The sequence below is a fragment of the Streptomyces sp. CB00316 genome (genome assembly GCF_001905595.1).
Classification (GTDB): Bacteria; Actinomycetota; Actinomycetes; order Streptomycetales; family Streptomycetaceae; genus Streptomyces.
The window spans coordinates 484,860-503,286 of record NZ_LIXI01000002.1 but is presented as its reverse complement, the minus strand read 5'-3'; the positions used below and the strand labels follow the sequence as shown (position 1 = coordinate 503,286).

The following is an 18,427-nucleotide window of genomic DNA, read 5'->3' as shown; positions in this document are numbered from 1 at the left end:
CACCGGGTCCGACCAGCCCGCGGGGGCAGGTTCGGACAGCATGGACAGCGCAGCGGACAGCACAACGGCCGGCCCGGGACAGTCGTGGTGACGGCGGTCCGAACCGGCCGGAGGAGAGCGGGGGTCGGTCAGTCGCCGCGCGCCTCGCCCGCGGGTTCCGGGGTGAGGTCGTCGTGGTCGCCGAGCCGGCGCTCGGGAGCGGACTTCGCGACCTCCTGCACCGCGGCATCGCCCTGGTCCGCCTTGCCGCCGTCGCGCATGGCCCGGATCTTCTCGGCGAGGGGCTGCGTCCACCGGGCGGTGAGCGGGCCGACGATGACGAGGATCAGGACGTAGGCGGTGGCCAGCGGCCCGATGCGCGGCTCGGTGGCCACGGCGAGGCCGGCGATGACGATGGAGAACTCACCGCGTGCCACGAGCGTGCCGCCCGCCCGCCAGCGCCCGCGCGAGCCGATGCCGGCGCGACGGGCCGCGTACCAGCCGGTGGCGATCTTGGTAAGGAGTGTGACGGCGGCGAGGACGGCGGCGGGCAGCAGCACCGGCGGGATGTCGGCCGGGTTGGTGGAGAGCCCGAAGAAGACGAAGAACACGGCGGCGAACAGGTCGCGCAGCGGTGTGAGGAGCTTGCGGGCCCCCTCGGCGACCTCACCGGAGAGGGCGATGCCGACGAGGAACGCGCCGACGGCCGCGGACACCTGGAGCTGCTGGGCGACACCGGCGACGAGCACGGTGAGGCCGAGGACGACCAGGAGCAGCATCTCCGGGTTGTCGGAGGAGACGGCGCGGCTGATGAGGCGTCCGTGGCGCAGCGCCAGGTACAGCACGAAGCCGACGGTGCCGAGCGCGATGAGCAGCGCGAGGCTGCCGCCCGCCAGGCTGACACCGGCGAGCATGGCGGTGAGCAGCGGCAGGTAGACCGCCATCGCCAGGTCCTCCATGACGAGGACGCCGAGGATGACCGGGGTTTCGCGGTTGCCGAGCCGCCCGAGGTCGGTCATCACCTTCGCGATCACGCCGGACGACGAGATCCAGGTGATTCCGGCGAGCGCGACGGCACCGACAGGTCCCCAGCCGAGGATCAGCGCGGCGACGGCACCGGGCGTCGCGTTGAGTACGAAGTCGACGGCCCCGGACGGGTACTGCGTCTTGAGGCTGGTCACCAGCTCTGAGGCGCTGTACTCAAGCCCCAGCAGCAGGAGAAGCAGGATCACGCCGATCTCGGCGCCGACCATGGTGAACTCTTCGCTGGCCTTGAGCGGGATGAGTCCTCCGTGGCCGAAAGCGAGCCCCGCGAGCAGATACAGGGGAATCGGCGAGAGCCCTATCCGCCCGGCGGCCCGCCCGATGAGCCCGAGCCCGAGGATGACGGCGCCCAGTTCCACCAGCAATGCAGTCGTGTCATGCACGGTCAGCCCTCCGCAATGATCTCGGAGAGCGCGTCGACGCCCTCACGCGTACCCACGGCGACGAGCGTGTCCCCGATGGCGAGCCGGAAGTCCGGCTCCGGCGACGGGTGCGCGCTGTGCGTACGCAGCACGGCCACGATGGACGCCCCGGTCCGTGTACGCGCCCGCGTCTCTCCCAGCAGCCGCCCGCCGTATGGGGAACGGGTCCCGAGCGGGATGTGCTCGGTGACCAGGTCGATGCCCTGGGTCCGTACGGCGTCGATGGGCGCGGGGTCGATGAGGTGAGCCAGCGCGGTGGCCTCGGCCGTCGACAGAGGCACGGACAACCGACACGAATCGGGGTCGTCCTGTTCGTAGAACCCGATGAACCGCCGTCCGTCGTTGTGGACCACGACGGAGATGTGCTGCCCCGTCTCGGTGGTGAAGTCGTACTGGGCACCCACTCCGGGCAAGGACGTGCGACGGGTTCCCATGACTTCCTCCCGAGACGTGCGTCGGTGTCTCGGCGCACGAGGTGATCTATTTATCCGGCCATTACCTTATCGGTCGGCCTGAACTGATCCACGGTCTCGGTGTCCTGGAAGCCCGCCTCGTCACACCCCGCGACCCGGCCTCCCTCATGGCCGAGCGTTACGTACGGAGGCAGCGATTCCGGCCAGGGAAGGAGCAGGGCGGGTCAGTGCTTCCCGTCGACCGGAATCCAGCCGGACCAGGACTCGGGCTGGTAGAACTCCCGGTGTCGCCGTCGTAGCGTAGGACCCGCAGGCGTACGTTGCCGGTCTCGCGGTAGTCCTTGTCGCAGGTCGCCCAGGTGTTCTCGCCGAGCTTGTTGATGCAGACCTCGGCGGCGCGCCCGTAGTCGGTGTAGACCCCGACGGCCGCGGACATGCCGTCCTTCTGTGTGTCGCCCGCCCGGACGAGGAGGCCAGAGGCCGCGACCCTACGAAAGCGCATGAAGATCCCCCTACGCGGACGCTCGGACGTCCGAATGGTCAGTTGACCTACGCTGCCACAGCACGCGGCAGGGAAGGCGCGGGAACCATGAAGAAGCGGAGCTTGTGCGCGCCTGCCGAACAGGCCGACTCACGCAGTGGCGGCGGCCGGTGGAGCAAAAGGGCCTACGACTCCGCATTCTGACGCGACCGCGAATCCCCACCGAAGACCCGTCCCCCGCGCGAATGCCTCCCAGAGGTCGGTGAAACTTCGGGGGCGGCATATCAACATCGGGGGCGGCATGTCAACAAAGGCCGCGCGGCAGGCCCTATTCGCTCCGCACCGGCCCCGGTGGCCAGCCGACCACCGCGTCTGCCTGGACGTTGCGCAGTGACGTTCCCTCGAAGCGGGCGCCCGTGATGTCCGTGGGGCCCAGGCGGGGGATGCCCGTGTTGACGCTGCTGAGTCTGGCGCCCGTCAGGTCGGTGTCGCGGAGGTCGGCGTCCCGGAGGTTGCAGCCGGCCAGGACCGCGCCGCGTAGGGAGGCTCCGCGTAGGTCGGCGCCGGTGAAGTCGCAGAACTTGAACCAACAGCCCTCAAGCGTCGCGTGACGCAGGTCCGCGCCTGCGAACGAGCAGCGTGCGAAGCGTAGTTGGTTCGTGTGGGTCGACGCCAGGTTCTGGTGGGTGAAGTCCTCGCCGCTTACGGCCGCGTAGCGGTGGAGCTCGGAGAGGCGCTGGCGCGCGGTCAGTGGCGTGGTCATGGAGGCCAGCGTCTCAGCCGGGGTGGGGGGCGGCGTCGAGATTTCGTCAATTTGACCGTTCAACAGGCAGTTGTGTGTGGGGTGATCACGTCCCCCTGTAGGGGGACTTGAGGCCGTCTCGCGTTGGTTTGGGCGCCAACGCGCCCTTGTCTGCTGTACGGTGATCGTGTCATCACGCTCTGTGTGTGCGCTTCGCCTGCGCATGGGGCGGCCCCCGGTGGTGTTACAGCACCGATCCGAGGGCCTTCACCCAACTAGTGGAAGCAGAAGGTCCACCGGGATGCTTTGGCATGCTATCGCGCCGGTTCGGCGCTACACGAAGGCCTCGCACGATGTCGTGCGTCATCCGCGTCTGTGCAGTGACGCGAAGATCCTGCTGTTGTACGTGCAGGGGTTGCCCGATGACCAGACTCATCTGGCGTTGTCCGAGCATGGGCGGAAGCTGGGGATCAAGGGGCGGGCCTTTCAGCGGGCCAAGGAGCAGTTGGTCGTGAACGGGTTCGTTCATGAGCGGCGGGTTTCCGGGGCGCGGGGGCTGTGGACCACCCTTCAGCTGTTCGCCAACGTTCCGTTGAGCGATGACGATGCTCTTGCCGTGTGGCGGGAGGCCGCCGCCTGCGCCGAGGCGTCTCCGAGTGTGCAGTTTCCGACCGTCGGTGATCCGGGGGCCCGGATGGTCGGTGGCCAACTACCGGTAGACGAAGAACCGGGGAAGAACTCATCCCGCCCACCCACCGAACCCCCGCGCGAAGCCGTGGCAGTGGGGTTGGTGGAGCTGTCGCCTCAGGAAGTCGAGGCTGAGCGGGTGTTGTTGTCTCTTCGGCACTCCGATCGGCAGTTGCGTCTTGGGGTTCGTGAGGCTCGTGAGCTTGTTGGGCTGGCCGTTGAGTGGTTGCGGCGGGGGGTTTCCGGTGGGGAGCTTCGGCGGGTGCTGAGCAGTGGGTTGCCGGCGAAGGGGGTACGGTCCGCTGTGGGGTTCCTGCGGCATCGGCTGGAGATGAAGATGCCTGAGGCGCCGGTGAGTGAGCAGCGGGCTCCGGCCCGGGAGACGGTCGAGGCGGTCGAGGAGGCGACGTCGCATGACGCGCCTGCCGTTCCTCCGCACGTTCCGCCTCTCGTCACGTGTGAGGGGCCCGGGAACGAGCATGTCTTCCGGGCCATGGACGGCCAAACCGTGTGTCCCGAGTGCCAGCAGGCCGCTGCCTGGGCGCGGTGGGCCGAGCGCCGGGCCGCCGATCTGGGGATCGATCTCGCTGAGGACGCCGCGAAGGCCGTGGAGGCCGGGCGGGATCCGGACGGGTGGCGGTCACGGCTCGCCGCTGCCGCCGCGGCCGGGGGCGTCGCCCAGCAGTAGGGGCCTGCGCGCACTTGGCCGATTTCCGTCTCGGGGGGCGACAGGGCGGACGCGCCCGTGCCCGGCGACGTGACGGATCTACGTCGCCGGGCACAGGTGGCGGAGCTGATACGGGAGAGCGTCAGTCCGTGATCTCGATCTGGTCCTTGCTGTTGGTCTTGTCCTTGTCGTCCTTCTGCTGTGCGGAGGACGACGTGTCGGACCGCCCGGTCGGGTTGCCCGTGCGGTTCTTGAGGTTCTGGAGCAGCTGGGCCACGTCCACGCCCGTCGTGGAGCTGAGCAGCTCCACGCCTTGGGCGACGTTGTCGGTGACCGTACGGGCCAGCTGGCTGGCGCCGTCCGTCGAGATGACCGTCAGCTTGTCGATGGCGCTCAGCGGCTCGGAGGCCTTCGCGACCACGTCCGGGAGGACCTCGACCAGCATCTGGAGGACGGCCGCGTCACCGTACTGCGCGAACGCGTCGGCCTTCTTCTGCATGGCCTCCGCCTCCGCCGCACCCTTGGCGGCGATCGACGCGGCCTCGGCCTCACCCTCGATGCGCACCGCGTCGGCCAGCGCCGAACGGTGGAGCTTCTCACCCTGACCGGTCAGGCGCGAGCGCTCCGCGTCCGCCTCGGCCTCCTTGACCTGGGCGATGCGGCGGGCCTCCGCCTCCTGCTCGGCCTGGTAGCGGGCGGCGTCGGCGGGCTTACGGACCTTGGTGTCCAGCTCGCGGTCGGTCAGCGCGGCCTGGCGCTCGGCGACCTTCTCCTGCTCCTGGAGCACTTCCTGCTGGCGGGCGGCCTCGGCGAGCGGACCGGCGGCGTTGGCCTTGGCGGCCGCCGCCTCGGTCTCGGCCTTGATCTCGGCCTGCTTCAGGTAGTACGTCCGCTCCGCGATGGCGATCTCCTCGGCCGCCTTCAGCCGGGCCTGCTCCGAGGCGCGCTTGGCGATCGCCTCGGCGATGTCCGCCTCCTGCTTGGCGCGGGCGGCCTCCGGACGGCCGAGGTCCTCCAGGTAGGAGCCCTCGGTGGTGATGTCCTGGATCTGGAAGGCGTCCAGGATCAGGCCCTGGCCCGAGAGACTGGTCTCCGCCTCCTCCGCGACCTGCCCGGCGAACGCGGCCCGGTCGCGGATGATGTCCTCGACCGACATGCGGCCGACGATCGCGCGGAGCGCTCCGGAGAGCACTTCCTGGGTGAAGCCGACGATGCCGTCCTGCTGCTGGAGGAAGCGCTGGGCGGCGGCGCGGATCGCGTCTTCGCCACCCCCGACCTTGACGATCGCGACACCTTCGAGGTTCGACTTCACGCCGCGCAGGGTGACCGCACCCCGGACGGCGATCGGGATGTGGCGGCTGGAGAGGTCCAGCGTGAACTTCTGCTGGACGAACGGCACGACGAAGACGCCGCCACCGACGACGACCTTCTGACCACTGTTGTCGACGCTGACGAGGCCGGTGACCGGATCGGTCGACTTCTTGCCGCGGCGGCCGGTGATGATGAAGGCCTCGCTGGGCCCGGCGACCTTGTACCGCGTGATGACGACCAGGCCGAGCAGGACGAGAAGTACGACGATGCCGATGACGGCGAGAGCTACTGGACTCATGAAAGGTGTCCCCCCTGCCTCCCGGGTGGGGGACGGCAGATTGTTGTGGTGCCAGGTGCTGGTGGGGTGTTGGTGGGTGGGTGGGTGGGTGAGTGAGTGGTGAGGTGGTGTTGGGCTCAGGGCACGGTGGTGGGGAGAGCGGCGCCGGTTCGCGTGGTCAGCGCTCCACCGGGCGGACGGCGACCGACGTCGTCGACAGCTCCGCCTCCACCCAGATCTCCGTGCCCCGGACGACCGGCGTCGGGGACTTGGCCGCGTACTTGACGGGCTGGCCCGCCAGTCGCAGCATCACCTCGCCGTAGCCGTCGGCCGGGATGGCCGTCACGACCGTCCCGGACGTGCCGACGAGGTCGCCGCCGCGCGGCGTGGAGGAGGTCTGGTCGCGCATCAGGGCCTTGCTGAACTTCCAGGTCAGCCAGCCCGCGACCACACCGGCCGCGACGCCGACGACGGTGGCCACGAACGGCCCGGCACCCGTGGTGCCGAGCACGATCGCCCCGCCGAAACCGAGCATCGAGACGAAGCCGGCGATCACCGGGAGCGAGAGCAGCCCGTCGAAGAGCCCGTCGAGTACGCCGTCGAGCATCCCTTCGAGGACGCCGCCGAAGATGAGGGAAAGGGCCAGCAGGACGATCCCCGCAATGCCGAGACCGAGAAAGAAGGTCACGTGATCACTCCCCTGTTTTCGACATCCCCCGAGATATTTCCGTCGAACTGGCTGGATGATCCCATAGGTGGGCGGTTCGGGGCACTGCCGGATCCCGGCAATCTTTACGCGGTTTTGATGCCGGACAACTGATCGGCAAGGGTGGAAAGTGACTGGAAGGTGGCGCCCAGCAACGCGACGTGCTTCCAGCGCAGGACGCCGTCCGGACCGATGAGGAAGACCGCCCGCCGTACGCCGATACCCGGGGCGGCGACCCCGTAGGCCTTGGCGATCTCCCGGCCCTCGTCCGCCAGCAGCGGCATGCGGAGCCCGTAGGCGCGGGCGAACGACTCGTGGCTGTCCACACCCTGTGGACTGATTCCCCAGACCTCCGCGTCGAGCCCCTCGAAGGTCTCCATGCCCGAGGAGTACGAGCAGAGCTGCTTCGTGCAGACGCTGGTGTTGTCCCCGGGGTAGAAGGCCAGCACCAGGGCCCGACCGCGGGCGGCGGAGAGTGCGTAGTCGCCGCGCTCGAAGGTGTCCCCGGGCACGGACAGGACACCGCCCGGGAGCGTGAAGTCCGGTGCCGGGGTGCCGAGGGGAGGTCCTGCCGCCATGACGGGCTCCTTCTTATGCGTTCGTGGTACGTACATGGATGGGGGCGTGCCCGTACAGTGAACGGCACTTTCCGCCCGTTGACACGTTCGGCCCAATCCGGAGCCGGGTCCGCACCGAATACGGAGGGAGCGGGGGCATCGGCGCCCGCACCCGGATCTGGAGGTACGCGTGGACCGACGGCCGTCGTCAGCAGCGGTTCTCGTCCTGCACGGGGGCCACGAGAGCGGTACGGAACCCCCGCCCCCCGGCCTCCTCAACCTCCCCGGCGTCCGCATGCGCCCCTTCGTCCGCGCCCTGCGCCGGGCCACCCGCGCCCCCCAGGACGGCAAGGAGGTCCTCGTACGGCAGGTGCGTTACGCCCACCGGGGGTGGAACGGACCCCGCGCCGACGCCCTCCGCGACGCCTTGGCCGCGCTCGACGCCCTCGGCGAGGAGGCCGGGGACGTGCCGGTGATCCTCCTCGGCCACTCCATGGGCGCCCGGGCCGCCCTCCGCGCCGCCGGGCACCCCCTCGTACGCGGAGTCGTCGGCCTCGCCCCCTGGTGCCCGCCGGGCGACCCCGTGACGCAGCTCGCCGGGCGCGACATCGTCCTCGTGCACAGCAGCCGGGACCGGATCACCAGCCCCCAGGCGACCCAGTCCCTCACCGCCCGGGCCCGCCGGGCCGGCGCCCGTACCTGCATGGTCACCGTCCGGGGCGGCGACCACGCGATGATCCGCCGCGCCCCGGCCTGGCACCGGCTCGCCACCGACCTGGTCACCGGGTTGCTGGGAACCGGCAGTCTGCCGGGGCCCGTCACCACCGCCCTCGGGCTGCCGCCGACCGCCGAGCCCACGGAAGGCACCCTCGATCTCGACCGGCTGCGCGCCGAGCGGGGGCCGGCCGGACTTCTGCCGAGTTCCTGACCCCGGGGCACCTCCGGGGGTGACGGCGACACGTACCCCGGGTGCCTCCGGCCGTACGTGCCCGGTGGCGCTGCGGATGCGGTGCCGGGGGCCGCCGCCCACGATGGAGGTCCGGAGGCCCATCTACGGCGGAGGAGGACCCCTTGCAGGCCGAAGCGTGCGGCGACGGCATGCCGTCGTCCTTCGACCCCCCGACCGTGGCCGCCCTGTTGGACGGGAACCCCGCCGGAGTGGCCGTCCTCGACGCGAACCTCCGCTACACCTATGTCAACCCCGCGCTCGAACGGCTCAACGGCCTCCCCGCCGGGTCCCACATCGGCCACACCTTCTCCGAGGTGCTCCCCGAACTCCGCGGCCAGGCCGCCGTCCTGCGCTGTGTCCTGCGCGACGGCGAACCCCGCGAGCAGACGATCAGCGGCCGGACCTGGGCCGCGTCCTTTGACGCCCCCCGGTTCTGGCGCGCCACCTACCACCGGCTGGAGACGGGCGGGTCCGTCTGCGGGCTGATGGTGATCGTCGTCGAGATCAGCGACGTCGCCCGCCAGCGGGTGGAGCTCGAAGAGGCCCGCGGCCATGTGGCGCTGCTCTCCACGGCCGCCGTCCGGATCGGCACCACTCTCGACATGGGCACCACCTGCCGGGAGCTCGCCGAGTTCGTCGTGCCCGCCTTCGCCGACGTGGCGGCCGTCGACGTCTTCCCGGCCGAGGTGGGTCACCCCGTCCGCCGTGCCGAGGACGGTGTCCTGCGGCTGCGGCGTGCCGCGCTGCGGGGCGAGGGGCCGCTGGACGAGCAGGTGCAGCGGTTCGGACACCCGGGGGAGTACGTCGACTTCGCGGCGGACTCCGCCGTCACCCGCTGCATGGCCGAGAACGAGCCGGTCCTCGACGACTGGGCCGACCACCGGCGCGGCCGCTCCGCCTTCACCTCGGAGCGGATCATCGCCTCACAGGCCCTCGGCCTGCGCGAGGCGCTCGCCGTCCCGCTCACCGCCCGGGGCCGCCAGCTCGGCGCGCTCAGCCTGGTCCGGGCCGAGGGCTCACCGGCCTTCACCGACCAGGACGTCGTCGTCGCCCGGGAACTCGCCGGGCGGGCCGCCGTCGACCTCGACCACGCCCGCCGCTACGACCACGAGCACAGCATCGCCCGCGAGCTCCAGGCCTCGCTGCTCTCCGAACCCCGCGGCCCCCACCCGCACGTGGAGATCGCCACGCGCTACCTCCCGGCCGACCGGGGTGTCCTGGTGGGCGGCGACTGGTTCGACGTCGTACCGCTCAAGGGGGGCCGCCACCTCAAGGCGATGGGCGACGTGATGGGCCACGGCGTGGAGGCTGCCGTGGCGATGAGCCACTACCGCTCGCTGCTGCGGCTGCTGGCCGGTGACGACCTGCCGCCGCACCAGATCCTGGAGCAGCTCGACGAGATGGTCGAGCGGTCGGGGCTGGACCGGGCGGCGACCTGCCTGCTCGCCGTCGTGGACCGGTTCGGCGGGGTGTGCGAGGTGGCCAGCGCGGGCCATCTGCCGCCGGTGTTCATCGACCCCGGGGCGGCCGGGGCGCGCATCGAACACGTGGAGTCCGGGCCGCCGCTGGGCACCGGGTTCGGCGGCTACCGGACCACCTCCGTGCCGTGCGGGCCGGGGACGGTGCTGTTCATGTACACCGACGGTCTGGTGGAGCGCCGGGGCGAGGACATCGACGTGTCCGTGGGGCGGCTGGCCTCGCTCACCCTGCCGCGCACCGGGACGCTGGAGGACCTGCTGGACCGGGTGGTGGACGGGTTCGGCGGGGACGCGGAGGACGACATCGCGGTGCTGGCCTCCCGGATCCGGGAGGGGCCGCCGGTGTTGCGGAGGCCCGACCCGACGTGAAGCGACCCCGCCGTCGGTGCGGCGCCTCGGCGGCGTACGGGGCGGGGGGCGGCTCAGCGACCGGTCGTTAGGCCGTTGGAGTGATGCCTGTCGGGGGAAGTCCGTCGGGGTGATGCCTTTCGGGGTGAGCGTCGCCGCTCACGCCGTCTCCGGGTCCTCCCGGCGCCGACCGCGCAGCTGCCGCACGATCAGGGCGGCCGAGGTGATCAGCGGAAGCATCCCCGCCACCGCGTCGGCGGTGTTCAGCTTGTCGTGCGGGCCCTTGGCCCGGCGCACCTGCTTGGACGCCCGGATGACGGCGAGCGCGCTGCTGCCCAGGCTCAGCGCGAGCCCCACCTTGCTGCCGCGCAGGCCCTTGGCGGGCGCGGAGCGGTTCTTCTTCGCCATCGGAGGTACCTCCACGGGGTGCGGTGAGGGGTGTTCCGGACTCGCCCGTTCCACGTAACCGGGTCTGCCATGGCCCCGCAAACGGAAGCGTCACCACCCCGTCCACAGCAGGTGGTTGATCAACAGCGCCGGGACCACCGACGCGACCAGCCAGTACCGGGCGGTCCGGGTGGGCAGCAGGGCGGCGGCGGGCAGCAGCCACAGCAGGAACGGCTGCCAGATGCGCTCGGTCTCCGCCTTGCTCATTCCGGAGAGGTCGGCGGCGAGCAGCGCCACCAGCGCCGCCAGGACGAGCAGCGCCAGCCGCTGGGCGGGAGCCGCTGTGCCCGTACGAAGCGCCCGTACGGCCCCCGGGGCGTACGACGCGCTCCGGCGCACTCCGGCGACCGCCGCCAGGCCCGCCGCGAGGACGGCGCAGGCGAGGTTGGCCCAGACCCAGTACGCGTACGGGCGCACGCCCCCCGCGCCCTGGTAGTAGCGCTCCACCAGCAGGTGGTACGCGGTCCACCAGTTGAAGCCGGCCAGCGTGAAGGCGGCCGGGACCACCAGCGCGCCGAGCAGGAACGGGACCACCGGGCGGGCCGTCCGGGCGAGCACCAGGACCGCGAGCAGGACCGCCGCCATCAGCCCGAGCCCGTAACTGAGATAGCAGGTCCACCCGGACAGCAGGCCCCCGCCCACCGCCGCGACGGCCGGGAAGCGGACCCGGCGCGTCGCCGCCAGCGCGAGCAGCGCCACCGACCAGGCGGCGACGGCGGTGAAGTACCCGTCGGCCGAGACGCCCGCCCAGACGGCCGCCGGGGCGAGGACCAGGAAGGGCGCCGCCCGCCGGGCCAGGTGCTCGTCGGCCAGGACGCGCACGGTGATCAGGGCGGCCAGCACCGCCGAACTGCCCACGACGACGCACCAGACGGCGGCCCACGCGCCCCCGCCGAGCCCGATCCGGTCCAGCCAGACGAAGGTCAGGGTCGCGCCCGGCGGGTGACCGGCGACGTGGGCGGGCCAGTTGCCGGGCTCGCCGATCACGATGTGGTCGGTGAAGTCGCGCAGGGTGGCGGGGATGTCCTCGAAGCGGTCGATGACCCGCAGGTACTCGTGCTTGGTGGTGAGGCGCCGCTCGACGCCCCGGTACCAGCCGTCGATCAGCGCCATCGAGAAGACCCAGGCCGCCGACCCGGCCCAGGCCGCCGTGAGGAGTGCGCGCCAGGACAGCCGGGCGGCGAGCGGGGGGCCGTACGCGATCACGAGTACGGCCATGGCCAGCGCGGCGGGGGTGCCGGGGCCGAGGTGGGGGTCCCAGGAGGCCAGGAGGGGTGGCCACCGGACCTGGAGGGTGCCGGTCCGGTTCTGGACGGCGTGGCCGATGAGGATCGCGGCGGTGACGAGCACGACTCCTGCGGCGGCGGCGATCAGGTCGCGTCGGTGGGCGGGGCGGCGGTCGGTGTTCCCGAGGTCGGCCGTCCGCCGGTCCGGGGCGTCCGGGGAGCCCGGCCCCGTACCCTCGGCGGCTTCCGTACGGGGGGTGTGTTCGGTCTTCACGCTGGCACGCTATGCACGCCGGGGCGCGTTTTGGCGGTTCGGCGGGGCCGCGTCACCGAACCGTCAGATCCGGCACCCGCCCCGTGCGGATAAGGGCCGCGGGCCGGCACGCAGGTCCGGTGCGTCCGGGCCGCCGCCCGCCGTCCAGGCCCAACGGGCCCGACGTCAGAATTTCGTCAGGAGTCGCAGCCGCCCTCGCACGGTGTCCTCGGCCTAGCGTCGGTCCCATGCCCGAACGCCGCCGGACCCCCACCCTTCCCGCCCGCCTCACCGCGCGTCTCCCCGCCCTCCGCACGCCCGCCGATCCCGGCTGCTGGCGCAGCCCGGTGCGCGGGGCGCGCTTCACCGCCGTGCTCGGCGTCGTGCTGCTGGCCGGGCTCACCGTGCTGTTCGTCACCGGCCTGCTCTCGTACGCCGCGTACAACCCGGACCTGGACCCGGTCAACGACAAGACGCCCGGCAAGGGGTGGCTCGGCTTCTACCTGTTCGCCTGGCCGACCGGCCCGCACTGGCTCTACCGGCTGACCCAGGGGCTGCACGTCACCGTCGGCGTCGTGCTCGTACCCGTGCTGCTGGCGAAGCTCTGGTCGGTGGTCCCGCGGCTCTTCGCGCTGCCGCCCGCCCGGTCGGTGGGGCACGCGCTGGAGCGGCTCTCGTTGCTGCTGCTCGTGGGCGGGGCGCTGTTCGAGTTCCTCACCGGGCTGCTCAACATCCAGCTGGACTACCTCTTCCCGGGTTCCTTCTACGCCCTGCACTTCTACGGGGCCTGGGTCTTCCTCGCCGGGTTCGTCACCCATGTGGCGCTGAAGCTGCCGCGGGCCGTACGGGTGTTGCGGAGCGGCGGCATCCCGCGCGGCGGGCCGGACACCCTCGCCGCCCCGGACCCGCTGCCCGCCACCCTCTCCCGGCGCGGCGCCCTCGTCATGGTCGGGGCCGGGTCCCTGCTCCTGCTGGTCACCTCGGCCGGGCGCAGCTTCGACGGACCGCTGCGCCGCACCGCGCTCCTCACCCCGCGCGGCGGTACGGAACAGGGGCAGGGCGCGAACGCCTTCCAGGTCAACAAGACGGCCGCCGCCGTCGGGATCACCCCCGCCGACACCGGCGAGCGCTGGCTGCTGACGGTACGGGGGCCCGCCGGCGAACTCCGCTTCTCCCGGGCCGGGCTGCTGGCGATGGAGCAGCACACCGCGGCGCTCCCGATCGCCTGCGTGGAGGGCTGGTCCACCTCGGACCAGCTCTGGCGCGGGGTGCGGCTGTCGGACCTGGCGGCGCTCGCCGGGTACCCGGACCGGCCCCCGGCGGTGTTCGTGGAGTCGTTGCAGCGCAGCGGCTCGTTCCGCAAGGCCGCCCTCCGTGACAACCAGGTCCGCGACGGGCGCTCGCTGCTCGCGTTGGAGGTCAACGGCGCCCCGCTGTCGCCCGACCACGGCTACCCGGCCCGGATCATCGTGCCCGCCGCGCCCGGGGTGCTGAACACCAAGTGGGTCGAGACCCTGACGTTCGGAGAACTGTGATGTCCACGCCGACCGCACCCCGGCGCCCGCGCCTCTCCCCAGGCCTCCTCGTACGCCGGTGGTACGGCGAGGGCCCGCTGCACCTGCTCCTGCTGGTGGCCACCTTCTGCCTGGCCGGATACGCGGGCGTACGCCTCATGGACGGCGACACCGTCGGCATCCTGCTCTGGTTCGCCGGGTCGGCGCTGCTGCACGACCTGGTGCTGCTCCCGCTGTACGCGGGGGCCGACCGGGCCCTGCGCGCGGCACTGGGGCGGCGGCGGGGCCTGGTCAACTTCGTCCGCGTACCGGTGTTCCTCTCCGGGCTGCTCCTGCTGATCTGGTTCCCGCTGATCACGCGGCGGACCGAGCGGCGGTACGTGGCCGCCTCCGGCACCTCCCCGGACCTCTACCTCTCCAACTGGCTGCTCATCACCGGGGCGCTGTTCGCGCTCTCCGCGCTCTGGCTGCTGGTCCGCGCGCTCCGCTCCCGTACGGGGTGGAGGCGCGGGCGGCGCAGCGAGACGAAGTCCCGGCCGTCCGCGCTCCACTGATCGGCCGGACGCCAGCCGCACGCGCCGGCGTACCGCAGCAGTGCCGGGGTGCCGACCCGCGCCCAGGGGAACGGCCGGTCCGCCGGACCGGGTGCGGCCCTCTCCGCCGGTGCGCGCCGACCGTCGTCGAGGCGGACCTGGACGCGTTCGTCGATGTCGAGCGGTGAGGTCTCCGCGATCAGGAGCCCGCCGGTGGAGAGGAGGTCGGCCGCCCGGTCCAGCAGGGCGGCCGGGTCGCCGCCGATGCCGATGTTGCCGTCGACGAGGAGCACGGTGCCCCAACGGCCCTCGCCCGGCAGCGGATCGAAGACGCTGCGGAGCAGGGCGGAGCCGCCGATGCGCCGGGTGCGGGCGACGGCCGCCTCGCTGACGTCGATGCCGAGCGCCCGGTGGCCCAGCGCGGTCAGCTCCGCGACCAGCCGCCCAGGACCGCAGCCGATGTCCAGCACCGGACCCTCGCACCGGTGCAGGGCGGAGAGGTCGGCGGCGCCCGCGTCGGAGCACCAGCGCTCGACCTCCAGGGGCAGCAGCCAGCCGTCGCCGCGGCGCAGGAAGAGCGGGCCGCGGCCGTTGCGCAGGGCGTTGGCGTAGGGGTCGGTGCCCCAGGGGGCGGTACGGGTTTCGGCGGGTGCGGGGGCCGTGGGGGGTCCGGTGACCGCGGGTGGCCCGGGGGGCCGGTCGGCCTCAAGGGCGTCGGCGGTCTCCCGGGTCTTCTGTGTGGCGGTCCCGGTCGACGACGTCCCGGATGACGACGGCGGCAGCATCGTGCTCACCGCACCCCCGCCCCGGTCAGCCGGCCGAGCACCGCGGCGAACCGGCCCGCGGGCGCGTCGGCCGCCACCCGGTGGGCGTCGGCCGCGGTGTCCACGTCGCGGAGGACCGGCAGGTCCCGTACCGCGAGGCCGGACTCCACCAGCCGGCGCCGCTGCACCGCACCGGTCTCCGGCACGGACATGGGCACCCCCCGCAGCAGGGCGGGATCGGGTTGCGCGAGGCCCAGCGCCCAGAAGCCGCCGTCCTCGGCGGGGCCGAACCAGGCGTCGCAGCCCTCCCAGGCGTCCGGGGCGAGCGCGGGGGCGAGCAGGGCCGGGGTGATCTGCGGGGTGTCCATGCCCACCAGGAGGGCCGGCCCGGTACACCTCCCGAAGGCCGCCGCGAGCCGTTCGTCCAGCCCACCCGCGTCCTGCGGGACCACCTCGACGCCCGGCGGCACCCAGGGGCCCGGCCGCCCGTCGAGAACGAGGACGCGCCGCCGGGCGGGGAGTGTGAGAACGGTCTCCAGGGTGTCCGCGAGGGCGGCGGCGGCGAGCTCGGCGGCCTCGGCGGGGGAGAAGGGCGGACAGAGCCGGGTCTTGACCCGGCCGGGGACCGGTGCCTTCGCGATGACCAGCAGCTCCGTGGGGCCGGTGGGGCCGTGCGCGGGTGGTCCGTACGCGGGTGGTCCGTAGGTGTTCATCGAACGGCCTCCGTCTCCGTGTGCGCGGCCCGGTCCGGTGCGCGGTCCGCCGGTGGCTCGCGCAGGACGCCGCGCATGTCGCGTACGGCGTGCCAGGTGCCGCGCCAGGTGCCGGTCACCTTCGACTTCCCCGTACGCGGCCGGTACGGGACATCGGTCTCGGCGACCCGCAGCCCGGTGTCCGAGGCCCGGACCACCATCTGGAGCGGGTAGCCGCTGCGCCGGTCGGTGAGGTCCAGGGCCAGCAGGTCGGCGCGGCGGGCCGCCCGCAGCGGACCGAGGTCGTGCAGGCGCAGGCCCGTACGGCGGCGGAGCATCCGGGCGAGCGCCAGGTTTCCCGCGCGCGCGTGCGGCGGCCAGGCGCCCCGGCCCTCGGGGCGGCGGCGGCCCAGCAGCAGATCGCACTCGCCGTCCGCGATCCGCCGGACGAACCCGGCCAGCAACGCGGGGTCCAGCGAGCCGTCGCAGTCGCAGAAGCAGACGAACTCGGCGTCGGCGGCGAGCAGTCCGGCATGGCAGGCCGCGCCGAACCCGCGCCGCTCCTCCGTGACGACGTGCGCGCCGAGGGAGCGGGCGAGCTCTGCCGAACCGTCGGTCGACCCGTTGTCGACGACGATCGCGCGCCAGCCGACGGGAATCCGGTCGAGCACCCAGGGCAGGGCGGCCGCCTCGTCCAGGCAGGGCAGGACGATGTCGGCCTTGGGGAGAGCGGTGTGCGGGGCGGTGGCATCCGGGAGGGTGGCAGAGGAATCGGTCACCCGCCTCACCCTACGGAGACAACTCCGACATTCCGGTCTTCAGGTTCTTACGAAACATGGACGTCGGCCGGATGGCGGCGCACGGCTCCCCGGCCCGCCGGAGCGCGGTGCGAAGGTGGACGGCATGGAGAACACCCCGCTCACCCCGCCGCACGCCCCCTTCCCCGACGCCGCGCGGGGCCGGGTCCTCGTCGTGGACGACGACCCGACGGTGGCGGAGGTCGTCGTCGGCTATCTGCACCGCGCCGGGTACGCCGTCGAGCGGGCGGGGGACGGCCCCGCCGCCCTGGAGCGGTTCGCGGCGGCCCGGCCCGACCTCGTCGTCCTGGACCTGATGCTGCCCGCCCTGGACGGGTTCGAGGTCTGCCGCCGGATGCGCGCGCACGGGCCGGTGCCGGTCATCATGCTCACCGCGCGCGGTGACGAGGAGGACCGCATCCTCGGTCTGGAGACCGGGGCCGACGACTACGTCACCAAACCGTTCAGCCCGCGCGAACTGGTGCTGCGGGTCGAATCGGTGCTGCGTCGCGCGGGGGCCGGGGCGCCCGTCACCGAGGGGGCGCGGCCGCTGTCGGGCGCCGGGCTGCGCCTGGACCCGGTGGCCCGCAGCGTGTCCCGCGAAGGTGTGGGACTCGCCCTGACGCTGCGGGAGTTCGACCTGCTCGCCTTCCTTCTCCGGCATCCCGGGCGGGCGTTCGGCCGGGATGAGCTGATGCGGGAGGTGTGGGGCTGGGACTTCGGGGACCTGTCCACGGTGACCGTGCACATCCGCAGGTTGCGCGGCAAGGTCGAGAAGGACCCGGCGCGGCCCCGGTTGATCCGTACGGTGTGGGGGGTGGGGTACCGCCTGGACCTGCCGGGCGAGGACGAGGCCCCGGAAGACCCCGAAGGCGCGGACCGTACGGACGTCCCGGAAGCCCCCGCCCGTACGGAAGCGGCACCGGCCGTCGCCCCCCTGCCGCCCGCCGGGGGCTGACCGCCGTGAGCGACCTCCTCCTCATCGCGCTGTTCGCCTTCCTCGGCGCGGCCGCCGCCGGACTGCTCGGCGCGCTCGTCCTGCGCCTGCTGCGGCACCGCTCGCTCGTCGTCTCGCTGACCGTCGTCGCCGGCGTGGCCGTCACCGCGATGCTCGCCGGGACGCTGACGGTCTGTTGGGCGATGTTCCTGTCGTCGCACGACCTGTACGTCGTCACGACCGTGGTCGCCATGGCTGCCGTGGTCTCCCTCGCCACCGCCGTACTGCTCGGCCGCTGGGTCGCCGCCCGCAGCCGTGAACTGACTCTGGCCGCACGGTCGTTCGGTGACGGCGGCACCTTCGCGGCACCCGCCGGGCAGCCCACCGCCGAGCTGGCCGCGCTCACCCGTGAGCTGGCCGCCACCAGCGCCAAGCTGGACCGCTCACGGGAGCGCGAGCGGGCCCTGGAGACCTCGCGGCGCGAACTCGTCGCCTGGATCTCGCACGATCTGCGCACGCCGCTGGCGGGGCTGCGGGCGATGGCCGAGGCGTTGGAGGACGGCATGGCCCCGGACTCCGGGCGCTATCTGCGGCAGATACGGACCGAGGTGGAGCGCATGAACGGGATGGTCGGGGACCTCTTCGAGCTCTCCCGCATCCACGCCGGCTCCCTCACCCTCGCCCCGGCCCGGATCTCCCTCTACGACCTGGTCGACGACGCACTGGCCGGGGCCGGACCGCTCGCGCGCGAGCGTGGTGTGCGGCTGGTGGGCGACCGGATCGAGGAGGTTCCGGTGGAGGTGGACGGCAAGGAGATGAGCCGGGTCCTGGGCAACCTCCTCATCAACGCCATCCGCCGCACCCCGGCCGACGGCACGGTGGCCCTGTCCGCGCACCGCTCGGACGGCGGGATCGTGCTGTCGGTGACCGACGGCTGCGGCGGCATCCCGGAGGAGGACCTGCCCCGGGTCTTCGACACCGGCTGGCGCGGCAGCCACGCCCGGACGCCCCCGGCCGGCGCGGGCCTGGGCCTGGCCATCGTGCGCGGCATCGTGGAGGCGCACGCCGGGCGCGCCGAGGTCCGCAACGTCGAGGGCGGCTGCTGCTTCTCGGTCACGCTCCCGGCGGCGTGAGGGCCGGGCGGTCGGTCCGGCCCGGCACCCGGTCCCGCCGTGGCATGACAGCGTCATCGCCCGTTAACGC

Annotated in this window: 17 protein-coding genes and 1 pseudogene; 6 read left to right on the top strand and 12 right to left on the bottom strand. The window is 72.8% G+C overall.

What is annotated here, in order from left to right; all coding sequences use genetic code 11:
- Positions 1-128 precede the first annotated feature (128 nt).
- The 4 genes and pseudogenes from AMK21_RS06320 to AMK21_RS06305 form a co-directional block, all read right to left on the bottom strand.
- The gene (locus tag AMK21_RS06320; protein ID WP_073875008.1) at positions 129-1,406 is read right to left on the bottom strand and encodes a cation:proton antiporter; all 1,278 of its coding nucleotides are present in this window, start codon (positions 1,404-1,406) and stop codon (positions 129-131) included.
- Positions 1,407-1,408: 2 nt separating this feature from the next.
- Positions 1,409-1,879 carry a cation:proton antiporter regulatory subunit gene (locus tag AMK21_RS06315; protein ID WP_073875006.1) on the bottom strand — a complete coding sequence of 157 codons (471 nt, stop codon included), beginning with the start codon at positions 1,877-1,879 and terminating at the stop codon, positions 1,409-1,411.
- A 203-nt stretch (positions 1,880-2,082) separates the two neighbouring features.
- Positions 2,083-2,336 (bottom strand): annotated as a pseudogene (locus AMK21_RS06310) (hypothetical protein); the annotation flags it as partial.
- A 331-nt stretch (positions 2,337-2,667) separates the two neighbouring features.
- Entirely contained in the window at positions 2,668-3,102 is a 435-nt protein-coding gene (locus AMK21_RS06305; RefSeq protein ID WP_073875004.1) for a pentapeptide repeat-containing protein, read from the bottom strand.
- A 280-nt stretch (positions 3,103-3,382) separates the two neighbouring features.
- Here AMK21_RS06305 and AMK21_RS06300 point away from each other — a divergent pair, with 280 nt between their 5' ends.
- Positions 3,383-4,456, top strand: a complete 1,074-nt coding sequence (locus AMK21_RS06300; protein WP_073875002.1) for a hypothetical protein — start codon at positions 3,383-3,385, stop codon at positions 4,454-4,456.
- A 121-nt stretch (positions 4,457-4,577) separates the two neighbouring features.
- Here the strand turns inward: AMK21_RS06300 and AMK21_RS06295 are convergent, their stop codons facing one another.
- From AMK21_RS06295 to AMK21_RS06285, 3 genes are all read right to left on the bottom strand, one after another.
- Positions 4,578-6,044: a flotillin family protein gene (locus tag AMK21_RS06295; protein WP_073875000.1), complete on the bottom strand. Its 1,467-nt coding sequence runs from the start codon at positions 6,042-6,044 to the stop codon at positions 4,578-4,580.
- A 157-nt stretch (positions 6,045-6,201) separates the two neighbouring features.
- A complete protein-coding gene (locus tag AMK21_RS06290) occupies positions 6,202-6,711 on the bottom strand; it encodes a hypothetical protein (protein ID WP_073874998.1) in 510 nt (169 codons plus the stop codon).
- A 104-nt stretch (positions 6,712-6,815) separates the two neighbouring features.
- Positions 6,816-7,307, bottom strand: a complete 492-nt coding sequence (locus tag AMK21_RS06285) for a peroxiredoxin (protein ID WP_073874996.1) — start codon at positions 7,305-7,307, stop codon at positions 6,816-6,818.
- Positions 7,308-7,476: 169 nt separating this feature from the next.
- Here AMK21_RS06285 and AMK21_RS06280 point away from each other — a divergent pair, with 169 nt between their 5' ends.
- Both AMK21_RS06280 and AMK21_RS06275 read left to right on the top strand, forming a co-directional pair.
- Positions 7,477-8,214, top strand: a complete 738-nt coding sequence (locus AMK21_RS06280; RefSeq protein ID WP_073874994.1) for a serine aminopeptidase domain-containing protein — start codon at positions 7,477-7,479, stop codon at positions 8,212-8,214.
- A 170-nt stretch (positions 8,215-8,384) separates the two neighbouring features.
- A complete protein-coding gene (locus AMK21_RS06275) occupies positions 8,385-10,082 on the top strand; it encodes a SpoIIE family protein phosphatase (protein ID WP_107429883.1) in 1,698 nt (565 codons plus the stop codon).
- Positions 10,083-10,220: 138 nt separating this feature from the next.
- On the opposite strand, the gene AMK21_RS06270 is transcribed toward AMK21_RS06275, so the two are convergent.
- Positions 10,221-10,469 carry a hypothetical protein gene (locus tag AMK21_RS06270; protein ID WP_073874990.1) on the bottom strand — a complete coding sequence of 83 codons (249 nt, stop codon included), beginning with the start codon at positions 10,467-10,469 and terminating at the stop codon, positions 10,221-10,223.
- 90 nt (positions 10,470-10,559) lie between these two features.
- Positions 10,560-12,008 carry a hypothetical protein gene (locus tag AMK21_RS06265; RefSeq protein WP_073874988.1) on the bottom strand — a complete coding sequence of 483 codons (1,449 nt, stop codon included), beginning with the start codon at positions 12,006-12,008 and terminating at the stop codon, positions 10,560-10,562.
- A 227-nt stretch (positions 12,009-12,235) separates the two neighbouring features.
- Here AMK21_RS06265 and AMK21_RS06260 point away from each other — a divergent pair, with 227 nt between their 5' ends.
- Positions 12,236-13,522, top strand: a complete 1,287-nt coding sequence (locus AMK21_RS06260; RefSeq protein ID WP_073874986.1) for a molybdopterin-dependent oxidoreductase — start codon at positions 12,236-12,238, stop codon at positions 13,520-13,522.
- A gap of 388 nt (positions 13,523-13,910) precedes the next feature.
- On the opposite strand, the gene AMK21_RS06255 is transcribed toward AMK21_RS06260, so the two are convergent.
- From AMK21_RS06255 to AMK21_RS06245, 3 genes are read right to left on the bottom strand one after another with little or no spacing between them, the layout of a single operon-like run.
- Positions 13,911-14,819: a methyltransferase domain-containing protein gene (locus AMK21_RS06255; RefSeq protein WP_383848458.1), complete on the bottom strand. Its 909-nt coding sequence runs from the start codon at positions 14,817-14,819 to the stop codon at positions 13,911-13,913.
- 5 nt (positions 14,820-14,824) lie between these two features.
- Positions 14,825-15,511 carry a TIGR04282 family arsenosugar biosynthesis glycosyltransferase gene (locus AMK21_RS06250; RefSeq protein ID WP_073874982.1) on the bottom strand — a complete coding sequence of 229 codons (687 nt, stop codon included), beginning with the start codon at positions 15,509-15,511 and terminating at the stop codon, positions 14,825-14,827.
- Entirely contained in the window at positions 15,508-16,269 is a 762-nt protein-coding gene (locus AMK21_RS06245; protein WP_073874980.1) for a glycosyltransferase family 2 protein, read from the bottom strand. Before AMK21_RS06245 ends, AMK21_RS06250 begins: the two co-directional genes overlap by 4 nt.
- Before the next feature lie 124 nt (positions 16,270-16,393).
- Here AMK21_RS06245 and AMK21_RS06240 point away from each other — a divergent pair, with 124 nt between their 5' ends.
- Both AMK21_RS06240 and AMK21_RS06235 read left to right on the top strand, forming a co-directional pair.
- A complete protein-coding gene (locus tag AMK21_RS06240; protein WP_234421845.1) occupies positions 16,394-17,245 on the top strand; it encodes a response regulator transcription factor in 852 nt (283 codons plus the stop codon).
- Between the two features lie 5 nt (positions 17,246-17,250).
- A complete protein-coding gene (locus AMK21_RS06235; protein ID WP_073874974.1) occupies positions 17,251-18,357 on the top strand; it encodes a sensor histidine kinase in 1,107 nt (368 codons plus the stop codon).
- The last annotated feature ends 70 nt before the right edge of the window (positions 18,358-18,427 follow it).